This is a genomic window from Pseudideonella sakaiensis, from assembly GCF_048320135.1.
GTDB lineage: Bacteria > Pseudomonadota > Gammaproteobacteria > Burkholderiales > Burkholderiaceae_C > Ideonella_A > Ideonella_A sakaiensis_A.
This window is the reverse complement of record NZ_CP182947.1, coordinates 3,235,035-3,248,891: the sequence shown is the minus strand read 5'-3', so window position 1 is coordinate 3,248,891 and position 13,857 is coordinate 3,235,035. Positions and strand designations below refer to the sequence as shown.

Genomic DNA, 13,857 nt, shown 5'->3' with positions numbered 1-13,857 from the left:
AAAAACAAGCACTTGTGGTGTGCACTGAAAGTGAACTCTGAGGAGCCGGCCGCCACTGGTGGCGTTTCAAGCTTGTAACGCCCGCTGCGCGGCCACAACGCCGGCGGCGCGGCCGGTGCGCGCGCTGCTGTCAGGAGCCGGTCGCGGCGCTGCCGGCCGGCTTCGGCGGCAGCATCAGCAGCATCAGTTCGCCGTACATCGGCCGCGTCAGCATCCGCGAGATGCCGCTGGCCAGCAAGGCAGTGGCCATCAGGCTCAGCACCATCGTCTGGCCGGCAACCATCTCCATCACGATGATGAAGGCGGTGATCGGCTCCTGCGTCGCCGCGGCGAGAAAACCGACCATGCCGAGCGCGATCAGCGGTATCGCGTCCTGCGCGCTCAATCCGGTCAGCAGCGCGACATCGTTGCCGAGGCTGGCGCCGATCGCCAGCGAGGTCGCGAACATCCCGCCGGGCACACCGGACCAGGCCGACAACCAGGTCGCGATGAACTTGAGCAACGTGTAGACGATCGGCAGGTCGGCATGCCCTTCGAGCAGGGCGCGCGTCGGCTCGTAACCGGCGCCGGCGGTGGCGCCGCCGGTGACCGCGCCGATCACTGCGACGCCGGCACCGCAGGCGGCGGCAAACCGCAGCGGATGGGCGGTCCGCCAGCGGCAGAAGCGGTCCGGCATGCCTTGCGCCGATGCAACGATCAGGCGCGAGAACAGGCCGCCGCCGAGCCCGGCCAGAACCACCACCAGCAGCCCGGGCCAAAGCAGGTTCAGCGACAGCGACTGCACCTGCAGCCGGCCGAAATAGCTGAGATTGCCGAATGCCGAGATCGCGACCAGACCGGCCAGCACGATCGCCGAGATCACCAACGAGCTGTGCGAGATGCCACGCCGGCGCGACAAGGCCTCGAGCGCGAACACGATGCCGCCAAGCGGCGTGTTGAACGCAGCGGCGATGCCGGCCGCCGCGCCGGCGACCATCAGGTCGTAGCCATCGATGCCCGACTGCGGCGACAGCCAGCGCCTCGCATGCAGCATGATGCCGGCGCCGACCTGCACCGTCGGCCCTTCGCGGCCGATCGACAAGCCGGCCAGCAACCCGCCGGAGACGAGTGCAATCTTGTGCATCGACATCCGCACCGAAACCCAGCGGCTCTGCTTGTCGGCCGGCAGGTCTTCCTGCAGCGCCGCCATCACCTGCGGGATGCCGGATCCGGCGGCAAACGGCGCATATTTGCGGCACCACCAGACCAGCGCGAAGGTCAGGATCGGCGTCCAGAACAGCGTCAGCCCGACACCGAGCGACATGCCGAACGGCACGTTTTTCGCGTCCCACGGATCGAGCGCGCGCAGGTGGAAAAAGAATTCGCTGGCGGCCTCGGCCAGCATCGTGAAGCCGACCACCGTCAGGCCGGTGGCCACCGCATAGGCCAGCACGACGACCCGATCGCGCCACTGATGGCCACCGGCCAGTTCGGCCTTCAGGTTGCTCCAGAAATCGGGAAGATGGGCCATCGACTGCTGCTTGCGGATCCTTGGGTGGTGATCGCGCCTCAGCGCGGTGCGACGCCGATCAGCCAGGCATGACCGACCGCAAAAAACAGCAGATAGACGACCAACCCGCCGACCACTGCGATCGCATCGTTGAAGCGGCCGACCGGCAATTCGGGTTTCGGCCGCGCCGGACGGCGCTTCATCGAGATGCGGTCGGCGACGGCCCAGGCGAGGAAGCCGCCGAACAGCAGCACGTCGGCGACGCTGCCGTTGGCCAGCAGGTGTGCGGTGGCCCACAGCTTGACGGCCAGCAGCATCGGATGGCGGGTTGCCGACTGGATCCGCCCCGGCAGATAGGCGGCAAACAGCAGCACGAACACCGGCGCCATCAACAGCCAGGCCAGATGGCGCAGCATCGCCGGCGGGGTGTAGAGCGTGATCGGAGACTGCCGCGCCAGCCCGTAGCCGACGATGATCAGCAGCAGCCCGACGGCGGCGATCAGCGAATAAAGCCCTTTCCAGCGCAGCTCACCGAACTGCCGGACGCGTGCGTCACGCCACTGCGGCGCGACGATCGACACCGAGTGCAAACCGAGAAACAACACCAGACCAGCCAGCAGGACCGCCATGACTCCTTCCACCCGTCGCAGGTCTCGTGCCGCGGCGCCGCAGAAGCTTGCAGCGCCGGCACAGGCGACGACGCCGACGGTATCACGGTCGCGCGGTCTGCCGGCAGCGCGTCACTCCGATTCCTTGATCATTCGCCCTGCCGTGGCCTGCACCGGACGGGCATTCATCGGATAGAGGCGGTCGAAGATCGCGATCTGCTGCGGCGAGATCTCGACCGGCGACTTCATCACCAGCCACAACACGTCCTCGGTGCATGGCGGCTCGGTCAGCGAACCCATGTACGCAAAATAGCCGCGTGCTGTCGGCAGCAGCGCATTCAGATCGACCGCCGCACCGACCAGCTGGTCGCTGCCCTTTTCCAGCGGCAGGTTGTTCCAGACCGTCTGGATCAGCGGCTGCGCAGCGCCACGGCTGAGCAGCACCGCGACGATTGCCAGCCGGCCGTCGGCATCGCGGTGCACCAGATGGGCATCCATGTCGAAGCGGCGGCCGTCGATGCGTTCCTCCGACGGTTTGTGGAAATGGAATTGCTGCAGTTCGAAGCGCCGTCCCATCACCTCGATCCAGTTGCCGGCACCGACGTTGACCTGGATCGTGTGGCCGGTGTCGACGACGCGGATCGAGCTCGGCGCATAGTTGAAGCCGATCGGCTCGAGCTGCAGTTTCAGACCGTCGCGCAGATCGATCGGGCTTTGCCGCTGGCCACTGGCACAGGTCGCGTATTCGGGCTTCAGATCGGCCCAGGCATGCGGGCCCGACGGGCCGTCATAGGCCCATTTCGGTGCACCATGGGCATGCGCGGCCGCCCCGTGCGTCGTTTCGCGGCGCTCAGCATCGAGCCGCTGCACCGCGGCAAGGCGGGCCGTGCTGCCCGGCACCAGCGCCATCGGCTCAGCGCCAGCGCGCGGCGGCGCTGCCGGTGCGGCGGTTCGCACCGCCGTCGCAGGCTGGCTGGCCGGCTCACGCCGGTTGACGATCTGCAGCGTCTTCGCAGCTGCACCGGCGCCGGTACTCTTGCCGTCGGCAGCCGACAGCGCGTCGACCAGCCGCTGGCGCATCTGCTCGGGGCTGTCCTTCGCGGGCAATTCCTTCGTCTTCGCCGCAACGATGGCGGCGGCACCAGGCGTGCCGGCCCGCGGCGCGGTCTCCCGCGACGGAGAGTTCTGCGGGTCGATCAACGGCGGCGGCGATGCCGACAGCGCGGCGCCGCTGAGCGGCAGTTGAACAACGAAGACCGCCGCAGCAGCGGCCAGGCGGGGCAGCAGAAACATCGAACAGGCTCCAGCAAAAACGAGCCGGCGCCTGCCGCCTCCAGCCGCCTTTATCGGCCTCCCGCCAGGCGTCTTGAATTTCTAAGCCTCGACCCGAGGCTTGACCCAGATCCACGCGACGATGCCGATGCTCATCATCAGCAGCGATGCGGTGGCCAGCCCGACCGTCGAATGCATCACCAGCGGCGCAATCACGCCGGCGACCAGCCCGTTGGCGACGCTGCCGACAAAGGCCTGCAGCGACGAGGCCATGCCGCGCCGCTCCGGCACCAGGTCGAGCACCAGCAGCGTGACGACCGGCACCATCAATGCCCAGCCGAAGGCGTAGATCGCGATCGGCCACATCGCCCACCAGACATTCGGCGTGAACAGCAGATTCAGCGCGACGTTGAGCAGCGAGACGACCAGCATGATCACGAAGCCATGGCGGATCTGATGACGCGGCTTGATCTTGCCGGCCAGCCGGCCACTGAGAAACGCGCCGCCCATGATGCCGCCGATCGTCAGCACGAAGAACCAGAAGAACTGCCCCGGTGCCAACTGCAGATGCTCGCCGAGAAAAACCGGCGACGACAGCACATACAGGAACATGCCATTGAACGGAATGCCGCTGGCCAGTGCCAGCATCAGGAAACGCGGGCTGGCGCCGAGTTGCCAGTAGCCGCGCATCAGATGGCGGGCATTGAACGGCTGGCGCTGCATCACGTGCAGCGTTTCCGGCAGCAGCCGGTAGTTGGCGACCCACAGCACGACGCCGATCAGCGTCAGAAACCAGAAGATGCTGTGCCAGTCGGCATGCACGAACAGGAAGCCACCGACCATCGGCGCGACCGCCGGCGCGACGCCGAAATAGATCGTCACCTGCGACATCACGCGCTGCGCATCGGCCGGCGCGAACATGTCGCGGATCACCGCGCGAGCGACGACGATGCCGGCGCCGGCCGACATGCCCTGCAGCGCGCGGAAAAAGATCAACGTGCTGATGTGATCCGACAGTGCACAGCCTGCCGACGCGAGCGTGAACAAGGCGACCCCGGTCAGCACGACCGGGCGGCGGCCGAAGCTGTCGGCCAGCGCGCCGTGGAACAGGTTCATCACCGCAAAGCCGAACAGATAGGCCGACAGCGTCTGCTGCATCTCGACCGGCGTTGCGCCGATCGACCGCGCGATGCCGGTGAATGCCGGCAGGTAGGTGTCGATCGAGAACGGGCCGAGCATGCCCAGGCAGGCCAGCAGCATCGCCAACGCCCACTGCGGCCGGCGCCACAGCATTGCGGCATCAGGATTCATCGGCAACGGGTCCGGTCACAGGCCGCGGCCGGCGGCCTTGGCGGTTGAAGAAGAATGGTGCCGCGGAACTGCCGGCGGATAAAAAAGTGAAGCGAACCGATAGGCCGGATTCTGTGCGGCACGACGCCCTTGCGGGCGCCTGCCGTGACCGCCATTCCTCTGGGCCCCGCATCGCTGCGAAGCTCGGTGCCACCTACCCGCACACTCCCCGAGCCGGATCGACGTGTGCCTATTTGGTGTTGCTGCGCGCAGAGATTGCCCGTTTCACCCGAGGCGGGCGAACGCCCGCTCGACTCGTCTCTGTTGCTCTGATCCTCACCTTGCGGTGGACAGCGGTTAGCTGCTGCGCTGCTCTGTGCAGTCCGGACCTTCCTCCGATGCGCCCTTTCGGGTGATGCAACAGCGGCGGTCTGGCTCGCTTCACCGGGGAATTATCGCCGCTGCACCGTTTTCGTGCAGCGGACGGAAAACAGCCGGGTCGGCATAGAAGCCGGGCTCGTCGTTTGCCGCCCACCAGCCCGGCACGCCGAGCACCGGCAGCGGGACGTGGCAGCGTGCGGCGAGCCGTTCGGGGGTCAGCCATTCGCTGAGGAAGGCCTCGATGTCCTGGTCGGCCAGTTGATGCGGCAGCAGCCAGGCGTGGGCGGTGATCGGCTTGCGTGGTTCGACCAGTTTCTCGACCAGTGCATGGCCGAACAGATGGATGGAGGCATCGGCCCAGGCCAAACGGTGCTCGACGAACAGCGCATGCCAATTTCGGCGCCGCAGCGCCTGCTCGAGCAGCGGTGGCAGCCGCAGCAGCGCGGCATTCTCGTCGAACAGCGTCAGCGCATCGCGCACCGGGCCGCGTCGGCCAGCCGTCGGCTGGCGGGCGATCTCGGCCGCCTGCAATTCATTCAGATGGCGCTTCAGATGTGGCCAATGCAGCCACATCAGCCCGTTGAACAGGTCGTGCAGGTTGTCGCGGGTCGGCACGCTGGCGGTCGAGGCGATGAAGGCTTCGTAGGCCAGGCCCGGCGGCAATTCGGACTGCGCGACGAAGCGCAACGGGCCGGCGCTCAGCGATGGCACGCCACAGCCACCCGCTGCGGCGGCCAGTTCGGCATTCAGCGCGCCGGCCACATCGGCGCCGGCGGCCAGCGACGCGGCGAGGCGGCGGCCGGTCCGCCGATAACGCGCAAGCCAGGGCGCCGCCCAATCGACGTCGGCGAGCCGGTCGACCACCCCGCCCATCGGCTGCGCCTCAGCGTTCTTCCGGCGCCAGGTAGCGGACCTTGTTCGGCGTGCGTTCCGGCGTCAGCTCGAACAACTCGGGATATTTGCGGAACAGCTTCGTCGATGGCGCGCTGCGTGCCAGCAGACCGGCATCGAGCAGGCCCTGTTTGGCCTGGTTCAGCTGCATCCGCGCGCCGGCGCGCAAGTCCGGCAGCGCATCCAGCATGCGTTCGACCTCGGCCGGGGACGCCGCCGCTGTCGAGCCGGCGTCGGTCGACCTTGCCGAGCGGCGGCCGCGCGCCTGCTGCGCCCGCGCCGGTGCCGGTGCCGGTGCCGGTGCCGGCGCCGGTGCCGGTGCTGCTGGTGCCGGTGCTGGTGCAGGTGCCGACGACGCGGTGCCCGCGCGCGAACTGCTGCGGCTGCTGCGGCTTTTTGCCGCACGTTTGGCCGGCGCGGCGGCACGGGTCTCCGCCTGCTTCGCCGTCGCAACCGGCCGTGCGGTCCGGCTCGCCGCGTGGTGCGGCAGGTCGACGAAGTCGTCGTAGACCGGCTTCGATTCATCACCGGTCTTGCCGAGCTGGCCGATGCCTTCGACGCGGCAGCCCTTTTCGCGCAGCCGGATCACCAGTGGCGCGAAATCGGAGTCCGACGACACCAGCACGACGATGTCGGGCCGCTCGCTGGCCACCAGCTCCATCGCGTCGACGGCCAATGCGATATCGGTCGAATTCTTGCCGGTCGAGACATTGACCATCGGCCTGATCGACAGCGACTTGAACAGCTTGACCTGCTTCACCGCCAGCTCGGCAGTGCACCAGGCGCGCCGCACATGGGCCGCGCCATGGCGTTCGATCACCAGCGCCAGCGCCTGCTCGATGACCTCGACATTGACGTTGTCGGCGTCGATCAGCAGCATCACATAGGGAACAGCTCGTGCCGGCGTCATGCGAGTTTCCAGTCCAGGGTTTCGCCACCGCGCAGCGGCTTCAGCTCGGCATCGCCGAACGGCAGGGTTTCGGGCAGGGTCCAGCGCTCGCGGCGCAGCGTCACCTTGCCCTGGTTGCGCGGCAGGCTGTAGAAATCGGCGCCGTTGAAACTGGCAAAGGCTTCCAGCTGATCCAATGCGCCGGCCTCGTCGAAGGCCTGCGCATACAGCTCCAGCGCCGATGCGGCGGTATAGCAGCCGGCGCAGCCGACCGCATGCTCCTTCAGATGGGCGGCGTGCGGCGCGCTGTCGGTGCCGAGGAAAAAGCGCTTGTTGCCGGAGGTCGCCGCGGCGACCAGCGCCTGGCGGTGGGTCTCGCGCTTCAGCACCGGCAGGCAGTAGTAATGCGGCCGGATGCCACCGAGAAAGATCGCATTGCGGTTGTACAGCAGGTGGTGTGCGGTGATCGTCGCGCCGAGGGATTCACTGGCCTCGGCGACATACTGCGCCGCGTCGCGCGTCGTGATGTGCTCGACGACGATTTTCAGCTCCGGAAACTCGCGCCGCAGCGGCTCGAGTTTCTGGTCGATGAAGGCCTTTTCGCGGTCGAACAAGTCGATTTCCGGATCGGTGACCTCGCCGTGCACCAGCAGCAACAAACCGGCGCGCTGCATCGCTTCGAGTGTCGCCCAGGTCTTGCGCAGATCGGTGACGCCGGCATCGCTGTTCGTCGTCGCACCGGCCGGGTACAGCTTCAGCGCCTTGATGCCGGCAGCGGCCGCGCGCTCGATCTCCGCCGGCGGCAGGCTATCGGTCAGGTACAGCGTCATCAGAGGCTCGAAGTCGACGCCCGGCGGCACCGCGGCGACGATGCGATCGCGATACGCCAGCGCCTGTGCGGTCGTCGTCACCGGCGGCTTCAGGTTCGGCATGATGATCGCGCGGCCGAACTGGCGTGCGCTGTCGGGCACCACGGCGGCCATCGCAGCGCCATCGCGCACATGCAGGTGCCAGTCGTCCGGGCGGGTGATCGTCAAGGTGTCGGTCATCCGCTGATTCTCGCATCCGGCCTGTGGCCGTCGGAATGCCGGCGCGCGATGCCGGCCGCTGCACTGCGAGTGGCTGCGCGCGTCAGTTGGCCCCTCCGGGCCCGCACTTCAGCTCCGGGCTCGGAATCGGCCGGCACTTGTCGAAGGCCTCGGCCTTGACGCCGCCGCCAACGGTGCGATACGGGCCGAAACATTCGCCGCTCTCGCGGTACAGCTGCCGCCAGGTCGCGCAGTCGGTCGAGTCGTCGACCCCTCTGGACGGACGCCGCTGCGTCGTCGGTGAAGCCGCCGGAGGACGGCCCGATCCGGCGCCGGAAGCGGCCGACTGTGCCGGGTCGACCGCGCGCTGATCGCCGAGACCGGCGCGTTGCCGCATAAGTTGCGCCTCCTGCTGCGCCTTGATCACCCGATCGGGATCGATCCGGTACTGGCTCGAATCGCTGCATTGCGCAGTGGCTGCATAACGCTCCGGCACCACGTCGGCGAGATGGGTCCGCCCGCTGTCGTCGACCCAGCGACAGATCGGCGCGGCGCTTGCCGACTGGCCGAGCAGCGGCAACACCAACAGGAGAAGCGGAAAAACGGCAGCTGCAGACATCTGGACCTCCGGATGCATCCGGCAGGATGCAAAACGCTGATTCCGTTCAGATTCAGCCGGAGCGTTTCGGTTCAACTCGAAGGTGTTGCAAACGCGGCCGGCCGCGCCTCAGTGCTGCAGGATCTTCGACAGAAATTCCTGCGCACGCGCCGCCCGCTGCTCCGGGTGGTCGAAAAATTCCTGGCTGCTGCAGTCCTCGACGATGCGGCCGTGGTCCATGAAGATCACGCGGTCGCTGACCTTGCGCGCAAAACCCATCTCGTGGGTCACGCACATCATCGTCATGCCGTCCTCGGCCAGCTTGACCATCACGTCGAGCACTTCGCCGACCATCTCCGGGTCCAGCGCCGAGGTCGGCTCGTCGAACAGCATCACGATCGGATCCATGCTCAACGCGCGGGCAATCGCGACGCGCTGCTGCTGGCCGCCGGACAACTGGGCCGGAAACTTGTCCTTGTGCGCGATCAGGCCGACGCGGTCGAGCATCTTCAGGCCGCGCGCCACCGCATCGTCCTTGCTGCGGCCGAGCACCCTGATCTGCGCCAGCGTCAGGTTGTCGGTCACGCTGAGGTGGGGAAACAGCTCGAAATGCTGGAACACCATGCCAACGCGCGCGCGCAGCTTCGGCAGGCTGGTTTTCGGGTCGGCCAGCGAGACGCCGTCGACAACGATTTCGCCCTCCTGGAACGGCTCCAGCCCGTTGACCGTCTTGATCAGTGTGCTTTTTCCGGAGCCGGACGGGCCACAGACGACAACGACCTCGCCGCGGGCGATCGACGTCGTGTTGTCGGTCAGCACCTGGAATTCGCCGTACCACTTGCTGACGCCGCGGATCTCGATCATCGGGCCGTCCGCCGCGCCTTGCACCGCCGCCGCCACCGGACTCAATGGCCGAGGATCTTCGACAGGAAGTCCTTCGTGCGGTCGCTCTTCGGATTGTCGAAAAATTCGTTCGGCTCGTTCTGCTCGACGATCTGGCCCTGGTCCATGAAGATCACGCGGTTCGCGACCGCCTTCGCGAACGCCATCTCGTGCGTCACGCACAACATCGTCATGCCCTGGTCGGCGAGCTCGATCATCACGTCGAGCACCTCCTTGATCATCTCCGGATCGAGCGCCGAGGTCGGCTCGTCGAACAGCATGATCTTCGGCGTCAGGCACAAGGCGCGGGCGATCGCGACCCGCTGCTGCTGGCCGCCGGACAACTGCAGCGGGTACTTTTTCGCCTGCTCGGCGATGCGCACCCGCTCGAGCTGCTGCATCGCACGCTCCTCGGCATCTTTCTTCGGCGTCTTGCCGACCCACATCGGCGCCAGCGTCAGGTTTTCCAGCACGGTCAGGTGGGGGAACAGGTTGAACTGCTGGAACACCATGCCGACCTGACGCCGCACCTTGTCGATTGCCTTGATGTCATCGGTCAACTCGACGCCGTCGACGAGCAGCCGCCCTTCCTGGTGCACTTCGAGCCGGTTGATGCAGCGGATCAGCGTCGACTTGCCGGAGCCGGACGGGCCGCAGATGACGATCCGCTCACCCTGCTCGACCTTCAGGTCGATGTCGCGCAGCACGTGGAAATCGTTGCCATACCACTTGTTCAGCTTGTCGAATTCGATGATGTATTGACTCATGGCGCAACGGTCCTATCGGTTCTTGCTCACCGCCAGCCGGCGCTCGATCCACAAGCTGTAGCGTGACATCGAGAAGCAGAAGATGAAATAGATCAGCGTGATGAACAGATAGCCCTCGATCTTGAATGGCCGCCAGTCGGCATCCGAATTGAGGGCCAGGCTCAGCGCGCCGGTCAGTTCGTAGAGGCTGACGATGGTCACCAGCGAGGTGTCCTTGAAGATGCCGATGAAGATGTTCATGATGCCCGGCACGACCATCGCCAGAGCCTGCGGCAGCACGATCTTGCGCTGCGTCTGCCAGTAGGTCAGGCCGATCGACTGCGCCGCCTCGATCTGCCCCTTCGGTATCGCCTGCAGGCCGCCACGCACCGTTTCGGCCAGATAGGCGGCGGCAAACAAGGTGATGCCGATCAGCACGCGTATCAGCACGTCGGGCGACTTGCCGATCGGCATGAACAGCGGAAACAGGAACGACGCCATGAACAGCACCGAGATCAGCGGCACGCCGCGGATCAGCTCGACATAGACGATGCAGACGGTGCGGATCGCCGGCAGGTCGGAGCGGCGGCCGAGCGCGACCAGCACCGACAGCGGAAATGCCAGCACGATGCCGAGCGCGGCGAGCATGATCGTCAGCGGCAGGCCACCCCACTGGTCGGTGGTGACCCGCGACAGGCCGAAGAAGCCGCCGCCCATCAGAACCAGGAAGGCGCCGACGACGACGACCCACAGCAGCGCCAGCCATGGCTTCCAGAATACGCGGATGCAGCTGGCGATCAGCAGGCCGAGCAGCAGCACGGTGGCCAGCAGCGGCCGCCACTGCTCGTCATACGGATAGCGGCCGAAGATGATGATGCGGTATTTTTCGGCCACCACGCCCCAGCAGGCGCCGATGCCGCGCGCTGCCTGGCAGGTGTCGGCATCCGGCTCGAAGACCGCGCGCAGCATGCCCCAGTTGATGATCTGCGGGACGAACCAGGCGATCAGTCCGATGATCGCGACGGTGGTCAGGATGCTGATCCAGTCACCGAGCAGGTTGTCGCGGATCCAGGGCATCGCGCCCTCGGTCTTGATCGGCGCCGGCCGCGGCTCGATCGGCTTGAAAGGTTTGTAGGTCGCGTCCATTTCAGTGCTCCGTTGCCGGGCTCGCGCTGCGCCAGGCAGGCATCCATTCCAACCAAGCAGCCGCCACGGATCCGGCTTTGCCGGGCCGTTGGCGGCGCCCCCCTGGGGGGGAGGCGCCGAAGGCGCTTCGGGGGGGGGTCATCATCGCTCTTTGATCGCGGCGCGCGCGTTGTACCAGTTCATGAAGGCCGACGTGGCCAGTGACAGCGTCAGGTAGACCAGCATGATGATCGCGATGCACTCGACCGCACGGCCGGTCTGGTTCAGCGCGGTGTTGGCGATCGACACGATGTCGGGGTAGCCGATTGCCACCGCCAGCGATGAGTTCTTCGTCAGGTTCAGGTACTGGCTGGTGATCGGTGGAATGATCACGCGCAGCGCCTGCGGCAGGATGACCAGCCGCATCGCCTGGTTCTTCTTCAGGCCGATGCTGCTGGCAGCCTCGACCTGGCCATGCGACACCGATGCGATGCCGGCGCGCACGACCTCGGCAATGAAGGCCGAGGTATAGAAGGTCAGCCCGAGCAGCACCGCCAGAAACTCAGGTGTCGCGGCCGCACCACCGTCCATCGTGAAGATGCCCGGCTCCGGAACACTCCAGGCGGTCGGCGCACCACCGAGCAGCCAGCCGGCAAACGCGCCGCCGAAGACGATCGCGATCGGCACGACGATCATGCTGCGAACCTGCCCGGTCAGTTCGAACTGGCGGAACACCCAGCGCCGGTAGACGATCGCGATCACAAGACCGATCAGCGCACCGATCGCGGCCAGCCCCTGGCCCAGGCCCCAGACCGGCGTCGGAAAGGCAAAGCCGTTCTTGCTGAGGAAAAACAGCCCGCCAACCGAAATCGGCTCGGCGATCGGCGGCAGGATTTCGGTGAACGTCAGGTACCACATCAGCAGCTGCAGCAGCACCGGGATATTGCGGAACAGCTCGACATAGCCGTAACAGATGCCGCGGATCAGTGCGTTGTGCGAGAAGCGGCCGATGCCGAGCGCGGTGCCGAGCAGCGTGGCCAGCACGATGCCGATGATCGCGACCCGCAGCGTATTCAGCAGGCCGGCAACAAAGGCGCGCCAGTACGGGTCGAGCGCGTCGTAGTTGAGCACCGTTTCGCCGATGTCGAAACCGGCCGGCTGGGCCAGAAAGCCGAAGCCGCTCTGGATGCCGCGCGCCTCCATGTTGGCAAGCGTGTTGTGGGCGAGGTACCAGAGGCCGAGCGCGACCAGGCTGATCGCCACCACCTGGTAGACCAGGCCGCGGAAGGCCTGGCTGCGCCAGGACCAGTCGCGCCGTTTCGGCGGCCGTCGTTCAGCCATGCTCAGCCTCCTGGGGATTGGGGCGTCGGCGGCCGGACGGCCGCCGCGCGCGAACGGACACCCGGCAAGCGCGACTTGCGCGCCTGCCGGAGCATGCCGTCATGGGAAAAATGGCCGGCGATCGCCGCGTAGGCGGCCATCGCCGGCTCGTTCACTGGGATCAGCGAATCGGCGGCGCGTACATCAGGCCGCCATTGGTCCACTGGGCGTTCAGACCACGTGGCAGGTTCAGCGACGTCTTCGGGCCGACATTGCGCTCGAAGATCTCGCCGTAGTTGCCGACCGTCTTGATCGCCTTGACCATCCAGTCCTTGTCGAGGCCGAGCAGCTTGCCGGTATCTTCCGACGTGCCGACGATGCGCATTACGACCGGGTCCTGGCTCGTCTTGGCCAACTCATCGACGTTCGCCTGGGTGATGCCGTATTCCTCGGCTTCGATCAGGCCGTAGACAACCCACTTGGCGATCGCGAACCATTCATCGTCACCACGACGCACCGCCGGGCCGAGCGGCTCTTTCGAGATCAGATCCGGCAGAACGACGTGTTCCTTCGGATCCTTCGCCTCCTTCGTGCGCACCGAGGCGAGGCCCGATGCGTCGGTCGTGAACACCGCGCAGCGGCCGGAGAAATAGGCACCGGTGGCGGCTTCCTGCTTCTCGAACACGACCGGTTTCAGATCGAGCTTGTTGGCGCGCGAGAAGTCGGTCAGGTTTTTCTCGGTCGTCGTGCCGGACTGCACGCAGACGGTCGCGCCTTTCAGCTGCTTCGCGCTCTTGACCTTCAGCTTGGCCGGGACCATGAAGCCCTGGCCGTCGTAGTAGGTCACCGCGGTGAAGTGCATGCCCAGCGAGGCATCGCGGCTCAGCGTCCAAGTGGTGTTGCGCGACAGGATGTCGACTTCGCCGGACTGCAGCGCGGTGAAGCGTTGCTGCGCAGTCAGCGGCACCCATTTGACCTTGTTGCCGTCACCGAGCACGGCAGCGGCGATCGCACGGCAGACGTCGACGTCGAGGCCGCTCCAGTTGCCTTGGCTGTCGGCAGCAGAGAAGCCCGCCAGACCGGTATTGACACCACAGATGACCTGGCCGCGAGCCTTGATCGCATCCAGCGTCTTGCCGGCGTGAGCGGCAGGCGCCAGCGCCATCGCACCGGCGGCGGTCGCGAGGGCCAGAATCAGGCGTTTGGTTTTCAGCATCAGGTACTTCCTTTCATGGGGAGGGTTGATCGACTTCAGCCGGCCGTCGTTCGGGCGGATCGAGAGGTCGCGAACATATAGGCTAGCGGCTTCAAAACCAATGAATCAGGGGGGTTTCCCTC

General features: G+C 66.4%; 14 protein-coding genes and 1 other RNA gene. All 15 read right to left on the bottom strand.

Annotated features, from left to right (window positions below):
- Positions 1-130 precede the first annotated feature (130 nt).
- Positions 131-1,510, bottom strand: a complete 1,380-nt coding sequence (locus tag ACNH6H_RS14710; protein ID WP_418318677.1) for a chloride channel protein — start codon at positions 1,508-1,510, stop codon at positions 131-133.
- A 38-nt stretch (positions 1,511-1,548) separates the two neighbouring features.
- Entirely contained in the window at positions 1,549-2,118 is a 570-nt protein-coding gene (locus tag ACNH6H_RS14705) for an NnrU family protein (RefSeq protein WP_418318675.1), read from the bottom strand.
- A gap of 111 nt (positions 2,119-2,229) precedes the next feature.
- Positions 2,230-3,390, bottom strand: a complete 1,161-nt coding sequence (locus ACNH6H_RS14700; RefSeq protein WP_418318673.1) for a carbonic anhydrase — start codon at positions 3,388-3,390, stop codon at positions 2,230-2,232.
- 81 nt (positions 3,391-3,471) lie between these two features.
- Positions 3,472-4,680, bottom strand: a complete 1,209-nt coding sequence (locus ACNH6H_RS14695; RefSeq protein WP_418318671.1) for a multidrug effflux MFS transporter — start codon at positions 4,678-4,680, stop codon at positions 3,472-3,474.
- Between the two features lie 84 nt (positions 4,681-4,764).
- Positions 4,765-5,102, bottom strand: an RNA gene (rnpB, locus tag ACNH6H_RS14690) — RNase P RNA component class A.
- Entirely contained in the window at positions 5,101-5,913 is an 813-nt protein-coding gene (locus ACNH6H_RS14685; RefSeq protein ID WP_418318669.1) for a DUF3025 domain-containing protein, read from the bottom strand. The genes rnpB and ACNH6H_RS14685 overlap by 2 nt, the downstream gene beginning before the upstream one ends.
- Before the next feature lie 10 nt (positions 5,914-5,923).
- Positions 5,924-6,841, bottom strand: coding sequence for an NYN domain-containing protein (locus tag ACNH6H_RS14680; RefSeq protein ID WP_418318667.1), 918 nt, complete (start codon positions 6,839-6,841; stop codon positions 5,924-5,926).
- Positions 6,838-7,869, bottom strand: coding sequence for a dihydroorotase (gene pyrC / locus ACNH6H_RS14675; RefSeq protein ID WP_418318665.1), 1,032 nt, complete (start codon positions 7,867-7,869; stop codon positions 6,838-6,840). Before pyrC ends, ACNH6H_RS14680 begins: the two co-directional genes overlap by 4 nt.
- An 82-nt stretch (positions 7,870-7,951) precedes the next feature.
- A complete protein-coding gene (locus ACNH6H_RS14670) occupies positions 7,952-8,467 on the bottom strand; it encodes a hypothetical protein (protein ID WP_418318664.1) in 516 nt (171 codons plus the stop codon).
- A gap of 108 nt (positions 8,468-8,575) precedes the next feature.
- Positions 8,576-9,310, bottom strand: coding sequence for an amino acid ABC transporter ATP-binding protein (locus ACNH6H_RS14665; RefSeq protein WP_418318663.1), 735 nt, complete (start codon positions 9,308-9,310; stop codon positions 8,576-8,578).
- 41 nt (positions 9,311-9,351) lie between these two features.
- Positions 9,352-10,095, bottom strand: coding sequence for an amino acid ABC transporter ATP-binding protein (locus ACNH6H_RS14660; protein WP_418318662.1), 744 nt, complete (start codon positions 10,093-10,095; stop codon positions 9,352-9,354).
- Between the two features lie 12 nt (positions 10,096-10,107).
- Positions 10,108-11,220, bottom strand: coding sequence for an amino acid ABC transporter permease (locus ACNH6H_RS14655; RefSeq protein WP_418318660.1), 1,113 nt, complete (start codon positions 11,218-11,220; stop codon positions 10,108-10,110).
- A gap of 141 nt (positions 11,221-11,361) precedes the next feature.
- On the bottom strand, positions 11,362-12,540 hold the full coding sequence (locus tag ACNH6H_RS14650) for an amino acid ABC transporter permease (RefSeq protein WP_418318658.1): 1,179 nt from the start codon (positions 12,538-12,540) through the stop codon (positions 11,362-11,364).
- Between the two features lie 2 nt (positions 12,541-12,542).
- Positions 12,543-12,680 (bottom strand): hypothetical protein, encoded by a 138-nt coding sequence (locus tag ACNH6H_RS14645; RefSeq protein ID WP_418318657.1) that lies wholly within the window; start codon positions 12,678-12,680, stop codon positions 12,543-12,545.
- Between the two features lie 20 nt (positions 12,681-12,700).
- Entirely contained in the window at positions 12,701-13,735 is a 1,035-nt protein-coding gene (locus ACNH6H_RS14640; RefSeq protein WP_418318656.1) for an amino acid ABC transporter substrate-binding protein, read from the bottom strand.
- Between the last annotated feature and the right edge of the window lie 122 nt (positions 13,736-13,857).

Coding starts and splice junctions, on each gene's coding strand:
- ACNH6H_RS14645 (WP_418318657.1), bottom strand. CDS start 12,680: ATGGCCGCCTACGCGGCGATCGCCGGCCATTTTTCCCATGACGGCATG.
- ACNH6H_RS14680 (WP_418318667.1), bottom strand. CDS start 6,841: ATGACGCCGGCACGAGCTGTTCCCTATGTGATGCTGCTGATCGACGCC.
- ACNH6H_RS14695 (WP_418318671.1), bottom strand. CDS start 4,680: ATGAATCCTGATGCCGCAATGCTGTGGCGCCGGCCGCAGTGGGCGTTG.
- ACNH6H_RS14660 (WP_418318662.1), bottom strand. CDS start 10,095: ATGAGTCAATACATCATCGAATTCGACAAGCTGAACAAGTGGTATGGC.
- ACNH6H_RS14640 (WP_418318656.1), bottom strand. CDS start 13,735: ATGCTGAAAACCAAACGCCTGATTCTGGCCCTCGCGACCGCCGCCGGT.
- ACNH6H_RS14710 (WP_418318677.1), bottom strand. CDS start 1,510: ATGGCCCATCTTCCCGATTTCTGGAGCAACCTGAAGGCCGAACTGGCC.
- ACNH6H_RS14705 (WP_418318675.1), bottom strand. CDS start 2,118: ATGGCGGTCCTGCTGGCTGGTCTGGTGTTGTTTCTCGGTTTGCACTCG.
- ACNH6H_RS14655 (WP_418318660.1), bottom strand. CDS start 11,220: ATGGACGCGACCTACAAACCTTTCAAGCCGATCGAGCCGCGGCCGGCG.
- ACNH6H_RS14700 (WP_418318673.1), bottom strand. CDS start 3,390: ATGTTTCTGCTGCCCCGCCTGGCCGCTGCTGCGGCGGTCTTCGTTGTT.
- ACNH6H_RS14685 (WP_418318669.1), bottom strand. CDS start 5,913: ATGGGCGGGGTGGTCGACCGGCTCGCCGACGTCGATTGGGCGGCGCCC.
- pyrC (WP_418318665.1), bottom strand. CDS start 7,869: ATGACCGACACCTTGACGATCACCCGCCCGGACGACTGGCACCTGCAT.
- ACNH6H_RS14650 (WP_418318658.1), bottom strand. CDS start 12,540: ATGGCTGAACGACGGCCGCCGAAACGGCGCGACTGGTCCTGGCGCAGC.
- ACNH6H_RS14665 (WP_418318663.1), bottom strand. CDS start 9,310: ATGATCGAGATCCGCGGCGTCAGCAAGTGGTACGGCGAATTCCAGGTG.
- ACNH6H_RS14670 (WP_418318664.1), bottom strand. CDS start 8,467: ATGTCTGCAGCTGCCGTTTTTCCGCTTCTCCTGTTGGTGTTGCCGCTG.